We start from the raw sequence: 16,844 nt of genomic DNA, 5'->3' as shown, positions 1-16,844 counted from the left end.
TCCAATTCATTATTCTGACAAGCCGACATAGACGTCGTAGAGCTGTCCTTGCCGCTCGACGGTGACGGTCATTTCCGTGGCACCCGCCACTTGCTGCATTGCCTGCATGGCCTGTGCGTTGTCCCGCAGATCCAGGCCATTGATGCTGACCGCCAAGTCGTTGGCGACCAGTCCGAGTTGATTGAACACTTCGGGATTGCTGCCCGGGTTGAGGCGATAGCCGACCATGCGACCATCCACCCGGACCGGAGAAATATTGAGATAATCGGTGATCTTGCCAGGATTGCTCATCAACTCGCTGCGAACGGAGGAGAGCTCGGCCCCTTGCCGCGTCACCTTGGGCAGCGGCTTGCCGTACTCTTCCCCATCCAGCATCAGGGTCTCGTCACGGCCGTCCCGGGCGATGATGACCCTGTCGGCAAACACCTGACGGATCCTGGCCTGGGTGCCGTCGATGTAATCCCCTATGCCATAGGAGTTCTGCAGGCCGTTGTGGGCGATGATGGCAATGGACTTGCTTGGTTCTGTACTGGCCAGCACCCCGTTGAGCTGAGCATTGAGCTGGGTCTTGGGGGCATCGATCAGGGCCGCCTGGGCCACCTTGTCGGCCTGCGGCTGCTGCGCCTTGCCAAACAGGGAAAGCCGGCTGAGGTTGCCGAGATCGAGGCGGGCAGGTCCGGCGCCCTGGCCCGGAGTGACCGCAGGCTGCCAGGGTGCGGGTCGGGGAGACTGGGTGAGATCGAACAGACGCCAGGTGAGCACGGCGCACTGCTGGGCCAGCAACAGCAGAAGCAGCCAGAACAGAGGCTGGCTGAAACGGGAGAGTGGCACTGACTTGCAACGAGCCAGAAGGGAGCTCAACAAGTCATCCCTGAACGGTAGCGTCATCTTTATCAAAATATTCTGGCATCCAAATCGGTTGGCTATTGTGTACGGCAATGGACCCAGAGACAACCGACCGGATGGGATGAAGCTGTGAAAATTCAGATTCCGTCACACCCCGCTTCCCCCTGTTTCTATCCCGGGCCCTGCCTCTGGTATAATCAGGCTCCCTTTTCAGCCATCCCGGAGCCGATCCATGTCGAATCCAGCACAAAGCAGCACTCAGGTCCGTCTCGACAAGTGGCTGTGGGCGGCACGCTTCTACAAGACCCGCAGCCTGGCGCGGGATCAGATCGACGGCGGCAAGGTGCACTACAACGGCCAGCGCAGCAAACCGGGCAAGGCCGTCGAGGTCGGCGCCCTCGTCCGTTTCTGGCAGGGCCAGGACGAACGGGAGGTGCGGGTGCTCGAGGTGAGCGAGCAGCGCAAAGCCGCCCCCCTGGCCCAGCTGCTCTATGAAGAGACCGAGGAAAGCCTGAAGAAACGGGCCCAGAACAGCGAGGCACGCCGCTTCAACAGCCAGTTCGCCCCAAGCCCGGAGCGCCGCCCCGACAAGCAGGAGCGACGCCAGCTGATCAAGGTCAAGCAATACTGACTCGCCCTTGTGGCCCCTTTATGACGACAGGAGCGGGAATTAGTTCCTAACCACCTGTTTAACAATGTATTTATCTTTTCCCCCAGAAAACCCTAGGAAAGCATGATGAGTAACCAAGATCTCCTGTATCGCTATCTGTTCGAAGAGTACGAAGTCCGGGGGGAGCTGGTCCAGCTGGATAGTACCTATCGTCACATCGTCGATGCCCAGAACTACCCGGTACAGGTACAGAAACTGCTGGGTGAACTGCTGGTCGCCACCAGCCTGCTGACCGCCACCCTCAAGTTCGAAGGCTCCATCACGGTGCAGCTGCAAGGGGACGGCCCGGTGCGTCTGGCGGTGATCAACGGCGATCACAACCAGCAACTGCGCGGCGTGGCCCGCTATGAAGGCGAGCTGCCGACCGACGACAAGCTGCAGAGCCTGATTGGCAACGGCCAGCTGGTGATCACCATCACCCCTGAAGAGGGCGAGCGCTATCAGGGCATCATAGCCCTGGAGGCCGACACCCTGGCGGCCTGCCTCGAACAGTACTTCGCCCAGTCCGAGCAACTCGCCACCAAGCTCTGGATCCGCACCGGCCACCACCAGGGCCAGCCCCGCGCCGCAGGCATACTGCTGCAGGAGCTGCCCGCCCAGAGCGAGGATCACGGCGCCGACTTCGACCACCTGATCCAGCTCACCAGCACCATCAAGGATGAAGAGCTGTTCGGTCTGGAGGCCGAAGAGATCCTCTACCGCCTCTACCATCAGGACAAGGTACGGGTGTTCGATCCCCAGGCGATCGAGTTCCGCTGCACCTGCTCCCGCGCTCGCTGCGAAGGGGCTCTGCTGCAGATAGAGAAGGAGGAAGCGGTGGCCATGGTGCAGGAGCTCGGCAAGATCGACATGCACTGCGATTACTGCGGCGCTCACTACCAATTTGATGGAATAGACATCGAAACCCTGTTCAGCGGGGCTCCCGGTAATGATGCAAACAAGTTACACTAATTGAAGGCGGGCAAAACCCGCCTTTAACTTAAATAACAAAAAAATACCCTATTTTATAAAGTTTGATGGCGATCGCTAAACCCTACCACCTAAGTGATAGGATGAACGTCAGATAGAACCCTACACACCTCTGAACCCAGGAGAACATAATGACTATCGTGGTAGAACCCACCCTGGCCCAACAACTGAAGCTGGACCAATACGGTATCAAAAACAGCCAGGAAATCGTTCGCAACCCCTCCTATGAGCAGCTTTTCGCAGAAGAGACCCGCCCAGACCTGGAAGGATTCGAACGTGGCGTCGTCACCGAACTCGGTGCCGTCAATGTCAACACCGGCATCTTCACCGGCCGTTCCCCAAAAGATAAATATATCGTCAAGGACGGCACCACCCAGGATACTGTGTGGTGGTCTGACCAGGGCAAGAACGATAACAAGGCAATCACCCCGGAAGTGTGGTCACATCTGAAATCCCTGGTGACCAAACAGCTCTCCGGCAAGCGCCTGTTCGTGGTGGATGGCTACTGCGGCGCCAACCCGGACACCCGCCTGGCGGTGCGCATCATCACAGAGGTGGCCTGGCAGGCACACTTCGTGAAGAACATGTTCATCCGCCCGAGCGAAGAAGAACTGAAAACCTTCAAACCGGACTTCGTGGTGATGAACGGTGCCAAGTGCACCAACCCGAACTGGAAGGAGCAGGGTCTCAACTCCGAGAACTTCGTCGCCTTCAACATGACAGAGAAGATGCAGCTCATCGGTGGCACCTGGTACGGTGGCGAGATGAAGAAGGGCATGTTCTCCATGATGAACTACTTCCTGCCCCTGCGCGGCATCGCCTCCATGCACTGCTCCGCCAACGTGGGCAAGGATGGGGACGTGGCCATCTTCTTCGGCCTATCCGGTACCGGCAAGACCACCCTCTCCACCGATCCCAAGCGCCAGCTGATCGGCGATGACGAGCACGGCTGGGACGACCACGGCGTGTTCAACTTCGAAGGGGGCTGCTACGCCAAGACCATCAAGCTCTCCAAGGAAGCCGAGCCGGATATCTATAACGCCATCCGTCGCGACGCCCTGCTGGAGAACGTGACGGTCGCGGCCGACGGCACCATCGACTTCGACGATGGCTCCAAGACCGAGAACACCCGGGTCTCCTACCCCATCTATCACATCGAGAACATCGTCAAGCCGGTCTCCAAGGCGGGTCATGCCAACAAGGTGATCTTCCTGACCGCCGATGCCTTCGGGGTGCTGCCTCCGGTCGCCAAGCTGACCAAGGAGCAGACCAAGTACCACTTCCTGTCTGGCTTCACCGCCAAGCTGGCCGGTACCGAGCGCGGCATCACAGAGCCGACGCCGACCTTCTCCTCCTGCTTTGGCGCCGCCTTCCTCAGCCTGCACCCGACCAAGTACGGTCAGGAGCTGGTGAAGCGGATGGAAGCCGCAGGGGCGGAAGCCTACCTGGTGAACACCGGCTGGAACGGCACCGGCAAGCGCATCTCCATCAAGGACACCCGCGCCATCATCGATGCCATCCTGGATGGTTCTATCGAGCAGGCGCCGACCAAGGTGCTGCCTGTCTTCAACCTGGAAGTGCCGACCGAGCTGCCGGGCGTGAACCCGGCCATCCTCGACCCGCGCGACACCTATGCCGACCAGGCCGAGTGGGACGCCAAGGCCCAGGATCTGGCCCAGCGCTTCATCAAGAACTTCGAGCGCTTCACCGACAACGACGAAGGCAAACGCCTGGTTGCTGCGGGTCCGCAGCTGTAAGCTGCGCCCCGTCAAGGTGACAACCCCATACCGGTCAGCCCAGCTGGCCGGTATTTTTTTGGCCGATGCGCGGCATATGGATCCTGCCAAGCCTTGCCTTGCCGACGGTTGCGCGTTAGATTCAGCCAAACTTTATACAATATACAATTTTGCAACCTGCCCGTGACTCAAGCATGACCCTACCCTACAAGACCCGTACCCAGATGGTGATGGAGAACCTCCGCGGCCGGATTTTGCGTGGGGAGTTTGCGGCAGGCGCCCCCCTGCGTCAGGACGCCATCGCCAAGGAGCTGGCGGTGAGCCGCATTCCGGTGCGGGAGGCGCTGATGCAGCTGGAGGCCCAGGGGCTGGTGAAGTTCGAGGCCCATCGCGGCGCCGTGGTCACCATGCTGGACGCCTCGGCCATCGAGGAGCTCTTTTATTTGCGGGCGCTGCTGGAAGCCGATACCCTGTTCCACGCCGTCGACCTGATGACGGAGGAGACCTTCGCCAAGGCGCAAGCCATCCTGGCCCAGTTTGATCTGGCGCTGGAGTCCGGCACCCAGATCGAGCACTGGGCCGAGTTGAACCACAGTTTTCACGCCACCCTCTATCAGGCTGCCAATCGTCCCCAGGCACTGGATCTCATCGCCCAGATCAATCTGAGCTGCGATCGCTACGTACGCTTCGAGCTGCTGTTCGCCCAGGGCGGCGTGGACAAGGCCGAGCGCGAACACGCCCGCCTGCTGGAGCTGTGCCGTGCCCGCCGCAAGCACGAGGCCGTGGTCCTGCTCAAGCAACATATCGAGGCGGCAGGCCAGTCGATCCGACAGATCCTGGCAAGCGGCCACAATCAGTGAACACTCACATCATCACAATCTGGCAATAACGACATGAATCATTTCGAGATTATTGAAACCCGCGTCGCCCAGGTCAGGGCCACTCTGGCCACGTTGGAACTGGACGCCTTCATCGTTCCCCACGACGACGAGCACCTGGGGGAGTACATTCCCGCCTACGCCGAGCGGCTGGACTGGATCACGGGTTTCAACGGCTCCGCCGGCCTCGCCATCATCATGGCGCAGCGGGCGGCCCTGTTCGTCGACGGTCGTTATACGGTGCAGGCCCGCATGCAGGCACCGGCCGAGCTGTTTGAGTTTCTTCACCTGAACGAAGATCCCCACGTCCAGTGGCTGGCAGAGCAACTGCCGTCCGGCGCCCGGGTCGGCTTCGATCCCCGCCTGCACAGCCTCGCCTGGTACCAGAGCGCCAAGCCAATACTGGCCGAGCGCGGCATAGCGCTGGTTCGGGTCGATGAGAACCCCATCGATCTGCACTGGAGCGATCGCCCCGCCCCGACCAAGACCCCTGTCATCCTCTACAGCGAGGAGCTGGCGGGCCAGTCCAGCCAGGCCAAGCGCGAGCTGCTGGCGGCGGACCTGCGCAAGCGCGGGCTGGATGCGGTGCTGCTGACCCAGGCCGAGCCCATCAACTGGCTGCTCAACCTGCGCGGCCGCGACGTGGAGCGGCTGCCGGTGGTGCTGGGCTTCGCCGTGCTCTACGCCAACACCAGCATGGATTTCTTCGTCGACACCGACAAGATCGACTGCATCGCCTTCACCCGTCACGTGGGGCAGGATGTCTCCGTCTACCCCATCGACAAGTTGGGCGACGTGCTGCAGCGCATCGGCGAGGATCAGCAGAAGGTGCTGGCCGACCCCAATACCGCCAACGCCTGGACCCAGCTCGTCATGGAAGAGGCGGGCGCCATCCTGGTGGCAGGACAGGATCCGACCATGTTGCCCAAGGCGTGCAAGAACGCCGTGGAGCTGGCCGGCATGCAGCGCGCCCATCTGCGCGACGGCGTCGCCGTCACCCGCTTCCTCGCCTGGCTGGATCGCCTGATCGCCTCCGGCGACTATCAGGATATGGATGAGGGCACCCTGGCCGATCGCCTGGAAGCCTTCCGCCGCGAGCAGGATCACTACGTCGAGCCGAGCTTTGACACCATCTCGGCGCTGGGTCCCAACGCCGCCATGTGCCACTACCGTCACACCAACGGCACCCCGCGCCCCTTCGGTCAGGACAGCATCTACCTGGTGGATTCCGGCGCCCAGTATCTGGACGGCACCACCGACATCACCCGCACCGTCAAGGTCGGTGAGGTCACCGAGGAGCACAAGGCGATGTTCACCCGGGTGCTGCAGGGCCACATAGCCCTGGATCAGGCCCGCTTCCCCCGCGGCACCGCCGGCATCCAGCTCGACGTGCTGGCCCGCATGCCCCTGTGGCAGGCCGGTTACAACTACGACCACGGCACAGGCCACGGGGTCGGCCACTTCCTGAGCGTGCACGAAGGTCCGCAGCGCATCGCCCCCAAGGGCAGCCTGGTGGCCCTGCAGCCGGGCATGGTGCTCTCCAACGAACCGGGTTACTACCGGGAAAACGGCTTCGGCATCCGCTGCGAGAACCTGGTGGTGGTCACCGAGCTGGAGCAGGTGGGCGAGCTGGCGATGCTGGGCTTCGAGCGGCTGACTTACGTGCCGTTCGATATCCGTCTCATCGATCGCAGCCTGTTGAGCCAGGCCGAGTTCCGCTGGATCAACGACTATCATGCCGAGGTCTACCGCCGCCTGAGCCCGCTGCTGGAGGGCGAGGATCTCGCCTGGCTGGAGCAGGCGACCCGCCTCATCTGATCGCAGACAGCCGAGGTTGTCCGGTGAAACAGGGCCTGCGGGCCCTGTTTCTATATCCGTGGTCTGCCACCGCCGACCCCCTTGCATCGACTCCTCTGGCCTTCTACCCTGTGCCTCCTTTTTTGGCTGCCCCGCAGCAGAAACCCGATGAGAGGAGCCCCGATGCACTCGTCCCCCGTATTACGCCTTGCCACCCACGCCGACATGCACGCCATCTGGCAGATCGACGCCGACGTCTTCGGGGAGGATGTTTACCCCGCCTTCTTCTTCCGTCAGGCCATGGATCTGTGGCCCGCCTTGCTGGTCGTGGCGGAGCTGGAGGGCAGGCTGCTGGGTTATGCCCTGGGAGGCCTGGGTCAGGATCGGTCGCAGGGCTGGCTGCTCTCTCTGGCGGTGCGGCCCGAGGCCCGCGGCTTTGGCCTGGCCGAGCGCATGATGCTGCGGGTGGAGCAGGCACTGGCAGAGCTGCAGGTGGCACGAGTCAGGCTGACCGTGGATCCGGCCAATCCGGCCCAGCGCCTCTACTTGCGCCTCGGCTACGTCCTGCTGGCCGAGGAGCCCGGCTATTTCGGCCCCGGGGAGGATCGCCTGCTGCTGGAGAAGGCCCTGAGCTGACCCGCATCGGGGGCTGACCGCCGTTCGGGCCACATAATTGGTTACACTTTGCGGGTTTAATGCACAATCCGGTTGGCGTAGAGTGGAATGCATCAAATCGATTAACCCGATGCCCGCCCAGGAGGCCCATCATGTTGAAACGTATTGCTCTCGTCACCCTGCTGGCCGCCACCACCGCAATCACCGGCTGTGCCAACAGCGACGTCTACTCAGGCGATGTCTACACCAAGGATCGCGCCAAGCAGGTTCAGACCGTCAGCTACGGCACCATCATCTCCACCCGCCCGGTGAAGATCCAGGCCGATGAGAACTCCCTGATCGGCACCATAGGCGGCGCCGTGGTCGGTGGCCTGCTCGGCAGCACCATAGGGGGCGGTCGCGGCAGCGACATCGCCGCCGCCGGGGGGGCCATCGCGGGCGCCGCCGCCGGCAAGGCTGCCGGTGACAAGCTCAACCAGGTGGATGGTGTCGAGCTCGAGATCAAGAAAGAGAACGGCGAATCCATCGTCGTGGTGCAAAAGGCCAGCCCCACCTTCGTACCCGGCGCCCGGGTCCGCATGACCCAGGGCAATGGCAGCATCAACGTGGCCGTGGTGAACTGATCCCGACGGACGCTTTCCCTCAGCAAAAAAAAGGTGAGCCTGGGCTCACCTTTTTGCATTCAGTGCAAGCCTGAACCCTCAAGCATCCAGGTGCAGCCAGGCCGCAATGGCCAGTTGCAGGCCCACGAGATCGGTGCCGTGCAGCAGGGCCGACAGCCGCTCTTCCCCCGCCTCTGCCAGCAAACGCTGCTGCCCCCGAAGAGCGGGCAACCAGGCAGGAACCTGTGCCAGGTTCTCGGCGGCCTCGACCACCAGGTCGCAGCCCTGCAGCATCCCTTGCAGCGCCAGCGGCCGCTCCTCATCCCCGCACTCCAGCCAGAGTTGCTCGTGATGCTGCCAGAGCTGCAGGCCGAGCGTGATGCAGGCCTTGCCATCGAGCCCGCCGACATCCGGCAAGGGCTGCGCCGCCAGGGGCTTGCCGAGCCCCGCCAGCCGATAGCCCCGCTGCGCCTTGGATTGGGCCCCCAACCTGACGCCCCCCAGCTCCGCCAGGCGCGCAGCCAGCCCGAACAGGGCCCTCGCCTCGCCGGACTTGAGCTCCAGCTCCAGCTCGTCGATATCGGTGCGCCCCAGGGTGCCGACGATCTCCCCTCGATCCCAGGCCAGCTCTATCTGGGCCCCCTCGAAGGCGATGAGCCAGTGACGGCGCAGGAAGTCGGTGCTGAATTGGGCCACCAGAGTGGACTGGATCTCGTCGCGCACGGCCAGACTCGGCCAGATGGCATCAGGGAAGGCGGACAGGGTCGGCAGATCCCCGCTCACCGGGGCATTGTATTCGGGTCTGGCGTGCAGCCCGCCGACCACCTGGCCACGACATTTGATGGTCTGTTCGGAAAATTGGTCGCTGCGGCGGATCCGCAATCCCATGTCGAGCCGGCGTAAATCCAGCTTGGGCGTATCGAAATAGACATTGCCGAGGCTAACCTGCTCAGAGGAGATAATTTCAAGTGAATTCAGAAAGTTGGAGAGAGATTCTTGAATATTGCTGGTGACGAAAAACTTTATCTCGATCTCAGTTTGCATAGTCATTCCGGGCAGGCAGGCAACTTTGGGGGGCATGATCCGGGTCGCGAGGATATAATGCCAGCGATAGATAAGGATTAATTCACGGTTTTATTGATGGCACAGTTCGGTTATCCTGCGCCCCTCATAAAATCGTATCGAGTGTTTTTTCACCGACACAGGTTTGGCCATGCCAGTAAATACTATTTTGGGTCTTTTTGCCAAGTCCCCCATCAAGCCGCTGCAGAAGCATATCGTCAAGGTTCACCAGTGCTCCCAGCAGCTGGTTCCCTTCTTTGATGCCGTTGCCGAAGACCGTTGGGAAGATGCCGAAAAAATCCGGCAACAGATAGCCCAGCTGGAAAAAGAAGCGGATATTCTCAAACGCGAAATTCGCCTCAAACTGCCTCGCGGTCTGTTTCTGCCGGTCGCCCGTACCGATCTGCTGGAACTGCTGACTCAGCAGGACAAGATTGCCAATCGTGCCAAGGATATTTCCGGCCGCATGCTTGGCCGCAAGATGGAATTCCCCACCGAGATGCGTGCCGATTTCATGGCCTATCTCAAACGTTGTATCGATGCGACCGCCCAAGCCGAAAAAGCCATCGGAGAACTCGATGAGCTGCTCGAAACCGGCTTTAAAGGACGTGAAGTTGAAATGGTTGCCGAGATGATCCACCAGCTGGATCTTATCGAGGACGATACTGACACCATGCAGATCGGGCTGCGCCAACAGCTGCAAGCGGTTGAGCACAAGTACAATCCGATCGACGTTATGTTCCTCTACAAGATCCTCGAATGGGTAGGTGACCTGGCTGATCAGGCCGAGCGCGTTGGCGCCCGTCTGGAACTGATGCTGGCTCGTTCGTAATCGACTGACTGGGTAAACACTACTAATGGACATTATCGCAAATTACGGCACCACCCTGGTGCTCGTGGCGGCCTTGTTCGGCTTTTTGATGGCCTGGGGCATAGGTGCGAACGACGTCGCCAACGCCATGGGCACATCGGTCGGCACCAAGTCTCTGACCATACGTCAGGCGATCATCATCGCCATGATCTTCGAGTTCGCCGGTGCCTATCTGGCCGGTGGCGAAGTCACGGCGACCATCCGTAACGGCATCATAGATACCAATGCCTTCACCGATACCCCGGATCTGCTGGTGCTCGGCATGATAGCCTCCCTGCTGGCCGCCGGCCTCTGGCTGATCCTGGCCTCCTACTTCGGCTGGCCCGTCTCCACCACGCACTCCATCATAGGCGCCATCGTCGGCTTCGCCGTGGTGAGCGTCGGCCCGGAAGCGGTGCAGTGGAGCAAGTTTGGCGGCATAGTCGGCTCCTGGGTGGTCACACCGGCCATCTCGGGCATCATCGCCTACTTCATGTTCATCAGCGTGCAGAAGCTCATCTTCAACACCGACAACCCGCTGGCCAACGCCAAGCGCTATGTCCCCTTCTACATGTTCCTGACCGCGCTGGTCATCTGCCTGGTGACCATCAAGAAGGGGCTGACCCACGTCGGTCTGCACCTGAGCGACGGCGAGGGCATCCTGCTCTCCATCGCCATCTCGGTGACCCTCTCCATCGGTGGCTGGTTCTACATTCGCGGTCAGCAGTACAACCCGCAGGATGACAACAAGATGCACTTCGCCAACGTGGAGAAGGTGTTCGGCATCCTGATGGTGATCACCGCCTGTGCCATGGCCTTCGCCCACGGCTCAAACGACGTGGCCAACGCCATAGGCCCGCTCTCCGCCGTGGTATCCACAGTCGAGAGTGCCGGCCAGATCACCGGTAATTCCCACATCGCCTGGTGGATACTGCCCCTTGGTGGCATAGGTATCGTCATCGGTCTGGCCACCATGGGTGAGAAGGTGATGGCCACCGTCGGCACCGGCATCACCCACCTGACCCCAAGCCGTGGCTTCGCCGCCCAGCTGGCGACCGCCGCCACCGTGGTGATCGCCTCGGGTACGGGTCTGCCCATCTCCACCACCCAGACCCTGGTCGGTGCCGTGATGGGGGTGGGTCTGGCCCGTGGCATCGCCGCCCTGAACCTGGGCGTGCTGCGCAACATAGTGGTCTCCTGGGTCATCACCCTGCCCGCCGGCGCCATCCTGGCCATCGCCATCTTCTACGTGCTGCAGGCCTGCTTCTCCTAAGCCGGTTACAACCTACAGACGGCAAAAAGCCCGGGTCGGTGACTCGGGCTTTTTTATGTCTCTGCGTTGCCTCTGCAGGGTCGATGACGCGTCGCTCATCGACCCTGCAGAGGCGCTTATTCCTCGATAAAGGTCCACTCGTCACGCACCCGGCTGATGGCATCGAGCCGCCGCTTGGCGAGCTGCTCGCGGATCCCCTCCCCCTTGAAACCCGCCGCCACTATCTCCTTGACCGGTACCGCCTGGGCCGCCGCCAGGGCCTGGGCCACATAGTCCGGCTGGCTGTAGACCTTCTCTTCGAAACCGGTACGACCGTGGAAGTCGGCGCGGCAGGCATCCAGCAGCTGGGCGAAGCGCTCCGGCCTGCGCCAGGCATCCGCCTTGTCGAACACCTTGAGCAGGGTCGGCGGCTTGAGATCGAAGGCGATGTGGATGTGGGTGTGCAGATCGCTCACCAGCAGGGCCAGATCGCGGCAGTCGTTCGGCACCCTGAACCGCTCGCAGAAATCCCGGATGAGGGGCAACCCTTTCTGGCCGTGGCCGTGGTGGCTCGGCCAGAACGCAGGGGGGGTCAGGCCCTTGCCAAAGTCGTGGCAGAGGGCGGCGAAGCGGACCGGCAGATCCGGGGAGCGCTGGCAGGCCTGATCCAGCACCATCAGGGTGTGAATGCCGGTGTCTATCTCAGGGTGCCACTTGGCGGGGGCCGGCACCCCGAACAGGGCGTCCAGCTCGGGGAAGAGCGCCTTGAGGGCACCGCAGTCGCGCAACACCTCGAAGAAGACCCTGGGGGTCCGCCCCAGCAGCACCTTCTCCAGCTCCTTCCAGACCCGCTCCGGGGTCAGGTGGGCGAGCTCGCCGGCGTCGGTCATCTCCCGCATCAGGGCCAGGGTGTCGGGGGCCACCACGAAGCCCTGCTCATGGAAACGGGCAGCGAAGCGGGCCACCCGCAGGATGCGCAGGGGATCCTCGGCGAAGGCCGGGGAGACGTGGCGCAGCAGCCGCGCCTCCAGATCCCGGAGACCACCGTAGGGATCGTGCAGTTGCCCGTTCTCGTCTTCGGCGATGGCGTTGATGGTGAGATCCCGGCGCAGCAGATCTTGCTCCAGCGTCACCTCGGGGGCTGCGTGGCAGACGAAACCGGTATAGCCCTGCCCCTGCTTGCGTTCGGTGCGCGCCAGGGCGTACTCCTGCTGGGTGCTGGGGTGGAGAAACACCGGAAAGTCGCGGCCGACCTGAGTGAACCCCAGGTTCAGCATCTGTTCCACAGTGGCACCGACCACCAGGTGATCCCTGTCCCCCTGGGGCAAGCCCAACAGGCGATCACGGACCGCCCCCCCAACCAGATAAATCTGCACGCGCACTCTCCCTCGATAAACCTGCCTCGATGATACCGCTTTTGGCCGTCATAGACGATGCGCCCGCGAGAGACGCGCCCGCCGCCCAGGGAGAAAGCGCAGTAAGATGGCCGCTTCTTGCCATTATCCGGGCGCGATCACCCCCGCTATTTGAGGCACCGGCTATGATGCCCCTCTTATGGTGTCCGGGTCTTTGACATCCCTCTGGGGAGGCTTTAACCTGCCGCCCATAACAATGGAATGGATCCTTATGTACACACAGTTCTTCGGTCTGTCGGAGCCCCCGTTCTCCATCTCGCCCAACCCCAGATACCTCTATATGAGCGAACGTCACGGGGAGGCCCTCGCCCACCTCAACTACGGGTTGCAGGACGGTGGCGGCTTCGTGCTGCTGACGGGGGAAGTGGGTACGGGCAAGACCACTGTCTCCCGCTGCCTGCTCCAGCAGTTGCCCGCCGAGACCGAGATCGCCTACATCCTCAATCCTTCCCTGACCGAGCGGGATCTGCTGGCGGCCATCTGTGACGAGTTCCAGTTGCCCTATGCCGAGGAGGCCAGCCTCAAGCAGCTGTTCGATCTCATTCGCGATCATCTGCTGGCCAACCTGGCGGCGGGCAAGCGCAGCGTGGTGCTGGTGGATGAGGCCCAGCATCTGCTGCCCGGCGTGCTGGAGCAGTTGCGACTGCTCACCAACCTGGAAACGGACGAGAAGAAGCTGCTGCAGGTGGTGCTCATCGGCCAGCCGGAGCTGCAACAGATGCTGCGCCAGCCCCTGCTGCGCCAGCTGGCCCAGCGCATCACGGCCCGCTATCACCTGCTGCCGCTCTCCCGCCAGGACGTGGATGCCTATGTGCGCTTCCGGCTGCAGGTGGCGGGCTGCGTCCAGCCCATCTTCACCCCAAAGGCGATCCAGACCCTGCATCGCCTCTCCGGCGGCATCCCGCGCCTCATCAACCTCATCTGCGATCGCGCCCTGATCGCCGCCTTCGCCCGCGGCAGCCACAAGATAGTGCACGGCGACATCAGCCAGTCGGCCTATGAAGTGAGCGGCATTCGCGACGAGGGCACCTGGCAGTCCGGTCTGCTGGTCGCGCTGGCCGGTGCCCTGCTGGTCGCCACCGGCTGGTGGGGCTGGCAGTTCTTCGGCGTCTTCCCGACCCGTCCCTTGGTCAAGGTGGAGGTGCCGGTCAAGGTGGATGAGACGCCGGAGCAGCAGGAGCAGCTGACCCGCGCCATCAATCAGGCGCTGGACCCCGGAGTGGCCATGCAGAATCTCTACAAGGTGTGGGGCTACCAGACCGAGCTGGAGGAAGCGACCTGTGACGACGCCCCCCGCGCCGGGCTGCGCTGCCAGGAAGGGGAAGCCACCCTGGCCGAGCTGCAGGCCCTGCAACACCCGGCCCTCATCAGCCTGACCGACGAGACCGGCGGCCTCTACTATGCCACCCTGGTCAGCCTGGGGCCGGACAAGGCCTCCCTGCTCATCGGCAATCAGAGCTGGCAGGTGGACAGACAGTGGCTCACCGACGCCTGGGGAGGCAGCTATACCCTGCTGTGGCGCATGCCCAAGGGCGGGGTGACCCTGATCGGCAGCAATGCCGGTGCGACCCAGGTGCAGTGGCTGGACAATGCGCTGAGCCGCGCCATGCAGCAACCGGATCGCAAGGTGAGCCGCTTCGATGCCACCCTCAAGAACAAGCTGCAACAGTTCCAGCGCGAGCAGGGGCTGACCCCGGACGGCATCGCTGGCAGCAATACCCTGCTGCGCCTGAATGTGGTGGCCGGTGAACCCATGCCTAGGCTGGAGGATGAATCCCTGCGTGCCAGCACCCCTGTCGATCTGGATGCCGTGGCGGATGACGCCATGGATCCCCTGGTGGAGGAGGCCTCCTGATGTCTACCCTGCTCAAGGCTCTGCGCCGCGCCGATCAGCCCCAGTTCACGCCCCACATGCCCCTCATGGGCCTGCCCGTGAGCCAGGAAGAGGAGCCGAACCGCCGCTGGATCTGGTGGCTGCTGGCCCCCCTTGCCCTGATCATGGGGGCGGCCGCCAACTATAGCTGGCACCTCTATCATCTCAAGCCCATAGAACAGCAGATCGAGGTGAAGGAGGTGGTGACGCCCCCCTTCGTGCGGGTCGAGCCCAGACCCATGATCACCCGCCCGCTGCCTCCGCCCCTGCCAGAACCCGTGGTGCAGCCCAAACCCGCTGCTGCGGCTCCCGCGACGGCGACCGCCGGCAACGGCACCCAGAGCCTGGCAGAGCGCATCATGATGGCCCTCAACAACACCCCGCTGGTGGAAGAGACGGCGTCCCAGGCCCAGCCCCAGTCCGGCGCCATGCCGATCAGCGCCCTGGATCCCGCGCTGAAACAGCAGGTTCCTCCCCTGACCTATGGCGCCCACAACTTCTCCTCCGACCCGGCCAAACGCGCCGTGGTGCTCAACGGGCGGGAGTTGCACGAGGGCAGCGAGGTCGCCCCCGGGGTGCTGCTGGTCGCCATCGCCCAGGACTACATCATCCTGCAGGTCGGTGGTCAGCATGTCAGCCTCAAGGCGCTGCAGGACTGGCGCGGCTGAGCGAGCCACAATGGCAAGCCGGGCCTGCGGGCCTGGCCGGCAGTTCAAGAGGGAGCCCGAGAGCTCCCCTTTTTAATCAAAACATGAGAACCCCGTGAGCAATTCAGATAACAGCACTTTCGCCACCCGGATGTTGTACTGGTATCAGCGCCAAGACTGCTACACGTTGGTAAATTTAGTTTTAAATCAATAGCATGAGAATAATGTGAGCAATTCAGATAACAGCACTTTCGCGACCAGGATCCTGGATTGGTACCAGATCCACGGCCGCAAGACCCTGCCCTGGCAGGAGGACAAGACCCCCTACCGGGTCTGGATCTCCGAGATCATGCTGCAACAGACCCAGGTCGCCACCGTCATCCCCTATTATCAGCGGTTCATGGCCCGCTTCCCCGATGTGCTGGCGCTGGCCGACGCCCCCATCGACGAGGTGCTGCACCACTGGACCGGGCTTGGCTACTACGCCCGTGCCCGCAACCTGCACAAGGCGGCCCAGCAGATCCGCGATCTGCACGGCGGCCTGTTTCCGGAGCGACTGGACGAGGTGATGGCCCTGCCCGGGATAGGGCGCTCCACCGCCGGCGCCGTGCTCTCCCTCTCCCTCGGTCAGCCCCACGCCATTCTGGACGGCAACGTCAAGCGGGTGCTCACCCGCTGGCTGGCGCTGCCGGGCTGGCCAGGGCAGAAGCAGGTGGAGAACGATCTCTGGGAGCTGGCGACCCGCCTCACCCCAAGGCTAGGCGTGGCCCACTACAACCAGGCCATGATGGACATGGGGGCCACCGTCTGCACCCGCAGCAAGCCCGCCTGTGACCGCTGCCCGGTGCAGGCCGATTGCCAGGGGCTGTCGCAGGGCAACCCCACCGCCTACCCCAACAGCAAACCGAAGAAGAGCATTCCTGCCCGCAACGGCATCATGCTGATCATTCGCCACGGCGACCAGCTGCTGCTGGAGAAGCGCCCTCCTCAGGGGATCTGGGGCGGCCTCTACTGCTTCCCCCAGGTGGAGTCCCTGGCCGAGATCGAAGGGCGCCTGCAGGGGCTGGGACTCGATGAGACCGACTACCGGGAGCTCGCTGGATTTCGCCACACTTTCAGTCACTTCCACCTCGATATTCGGCCCTTGCTGATCGAAATGGCTGCCCCGCCCCCCCCCTTGCTCATGGAAGCGGATTCCCGACTCTGGTATAACTTACGCCATCCTGCCGAGGTGGGATTGGCGGCCGCCACGGCCCGCCTGCTCGCCTACCCGGACTTACAACCACAGAGGTCAACATGAGCCGTACCGTATTTTGCCAGCGTCTGAAAAAAGAGGCTCCTGGCCTGGATTTCCAACTCTATCCCGGTGAACTCGGCAAGCGGATCTTCGACAACATCAGCAAGGAAGCCTGGACCGAATGGCAGAAGAAACAGGTGATGCTGATCAACGAGAAGAAGCTGAACATGATGAATCTCGAGCATCGCCAGCTGCTGGAAAAGGAGATGGTGAGCTACCTGTTTGAAGCGGGTGAAGTGGCCATCGACGGTTACACCCCTCCCAGCCAGTAAACCGAGTCGGCGAGCAGGGCGCAGAGTGCCGAAGCCCGGCATCTGCGGCCATGCGGCTCCCGC

At 62.6% G+C, this 16,844-nt stretch carries 16 protein-coding genes; 13 read left to right on the top strand and 3 right to left on the bottom strand.

Going from position 1 to position 16,844, the window contains the following annotated elements:
- Positions 1-9: 9 nt before the first annotated feature.
- Positions 10-861: a GspC family type II secretion system variant ExeC gene (exeC, locus tag AC1IN8_RS13005; protein WP_275066050.1), complete on the bottom strand. Its 852-nt coding sequence runs from the start codon at positions 859-861 to the stop codon at positions 10-12.
- Positions 862-1,078: 217 nt separating this feature from the next.
- On the opposite strand from exeC, the gene hslR reads away from it, so the two are divergent.
- The 7 genes from hslR to AC1IN8_RS12970 all read left to right on the top strand — a co-directional run bounded on the left by hslR (position 1,079) and on the right by AC1IN8_RS12970 (position 8,134).
- Positions 1,079-1,477: a ribosome-associated heat shock protein Hsp15 gene (gene hslR, locus AC1IN8_RS13000; protein ID WP_139745297.1), complete on the top strand. Its 399-nt coding sequence runs from the start codon at positions 1,079-1,081 to the stop codon at positions 1,475-1,477.
- Between the two features lie 105 nt (positions 1,478-1,582).
- The gene (gene hslO / locus AC1IN8_RS12995) at positions 1,583-2,467 is read left to right on the top strand and encodes an Hsp33 family molecular chaperone HslO (protein WP_025328348.1); all 885 of its coding nucleotides are present in this window, start codon (positions 1,583-1,585) and stop codon (positions 2,465-2,467) included.
- A gap of 149 nt (positions 2,468-2,616) precedes the next feature.
- Entirely contained in the window at positions 2,617-4,242 is a 1,626-nt protein-coding gene (gene pckA, locus AC1IN8_RS12990) for a phosphoenolpyruvate carboxykinase (ATP) (protein ID WP_247625474.1), read from the top strand.
- 173 nt (positions 4,243-4,415) lie between these two features.
- A complete protein-coding gene (locus tag AC1IN8_RS12985) occupies positions 4,416-5,081 on the top strand; it encodes a GntR family transcriptional regulator (RefSeq protein ID WP_139433938.1) in 666 nt (221 codons plus the stop codon).
- A gap of 33 nt (positions 5,082-5,114) precedes the next feature.
- Positions 5,115-6,917 (top strand): aminopeptidase P family protein, encoded by a 1,803-nt coding sequence (locus tag AC1IN8_RS12980; RefSeq protein ID WP_479759030.1) that lies wholly within the window; start codon positions 5,115-5,117, stop codon positions 6,915-6,917.
- Positions 6,918-7,079: 162 nt separating this feature from the next.
- Complete coding sequence (locus AC1IN8_RS12975) at positions 7,080-7,532, top strand: GNAT family N-acetyltransferase (RefSeq protein WP_479759028.1); 453 nt, start codon at positions 7,080-7,082, stop codon at positions 7,530-7,532.
- Positions 7,533-7,663: 131 nt separating this feature from the next.
- Positions 7,664-8,134 carry an outer membrane lipoprotein gene (locus AC1IN8_RS12970; protein ID WP_139433935.1) on the top strand — a complete coding sequence of 157 codons (471 nt, stop codon included), beginning with the start codon at positions 7,664-7,666 and terminating at the stop codon, positions 8,132-8,134.
- 78 nt (positions 8,135-8,212) lie between these two features.
- Here the strand turns inward: AC1IN8_RS12970 and AC1IN8_RS12965 are convergent, their stop codons facing one another.
- The gene (locus AC1IN8_RS12965; RefSeq protein ID WP_479759026.1) at positions 8,213-9,157 is read right to left on the bottom strand and encodes a CYTH domain-containing protein; all 945 of its coding nucleotides are present in this window, start codon (positions 9,155-9,157) and stop codon (positions 8,213-8,215) included.
- 169 nt (positions 9,158-9,326) lie between these two features.
- Here AC1IN8_RS12965 and AC1IN8_RS12960 point away from each other — a divergent pair, with 169 nt between their 5' ends.
- Together AC1IN8_RS12960 and AC1IN8_RS12955 are read left to right on the top strand one after the other, a co-directional pair.
- Positions 9,327-10,007, top strand: coding sequence for a TIGR00153 family protein (locus AC1IN8_RS12960; protein ID WP_025328355.1), 681 nt, complete (start codon positions 9,327-9,329; stop codon positions 10,005-10,007).
- Positions 10,008-10,032: 25 nt separating this feature from the next.
- Positions 10,033-11,298 (top strand): inorganic phosphate transporter, encoded by a 1,266-nt coding sequence (locus tag AC1IN8_RS12955; protein WP_106885734.1) that lies wholly within the window; start codon positions 10,033-10,035, stop codon positions 11,296-11,298.
- 116 nt (positions 11,299-11,414) lie between these two features.
- On the opposite strand, the gene AC1IN8_RS12950 is transcribed toward AC1IN8_RS12955, so the two are convergent.
- Entirely contained in the window at positions 11,415-12,653 is a 1,239-nt protein-coding gene (locus tag AC1IN8_RS12950; RefSeq protein ID WP_479759024.1) for a multifunctional CCA addition/repair protein, read from the bottom strand.
- A 250-nt stretch (positions 12,654-12,903) separates the two neighbouring features.
- On the opposite strand from AC1IN8_RS12950, the gene AC1IN8_RS12945 reads away from it, so the two are divergent.
- From AC1IN8_RS12945 to AC1IN8_RS12930, 4 genes are all read left to right on the top strand, one after another.
- Positions 12,904-14,547 carry an ExeA family protein gene (locus tag AC1IN8_RS12945; protein ID WP_479759022.1) on the top strand — a complete coding sequence of 548 codons (1,644 nt, stop codon included), beginning with the start codon at positions 12,904-12,906 and terminating at the stop codon, positions 14,545-14,547.
- The gene (gene exeB / locus AC1IN8_RS12940; protein WP_479759020.1) at positions 14,547-15,233 is read left to right on the top strand and encodes a GspB family T2SS assembly factor variant ExeB; all 687 of its coding nucleotides are present in this window, start codon (positions 14,547-14,549) and stop codon (positions 15,231-15,233) included. Before AC1IN8_RS12945 ends, exeB begins: the two co-directional genes overlap by 1 nt.
- A 205-nt stretch (positions 15,234-15,438) precedes the next feature.
- Positions 15,439-16,512, top strand: coding sequence for an A/G-specific adenine glycosylase (gene mutY / locus AC1IN8_RS12935; protein WP_139433931.1), 1,074 nt, complete (start codon positions 15,439-15,441; stop codon positions 16,510-16,512).
- Positions 16,509-16,781, top strand: a complete 273-nt coding sequence (locus AC1IN8_RS12930; protein WP_139433930.1) for an oxidative damage protection protein — start codon at positions 16,509-16,511, stop codon at positions 16,779-16,781. The genes mutY and AC1IN8_RS12930 overlap by 4 nt, the downstream gene beginning before the upstream one ends.
- Positions 16,782-16,844: the final 63 nt, after the last annotated feature.

It is taken from the genome of Aeromonas sp. 130281 (assembly GCF_056642115.1).
This window is presented reverse-complemented; position numbering and strand designations above follow the sequence as displayed.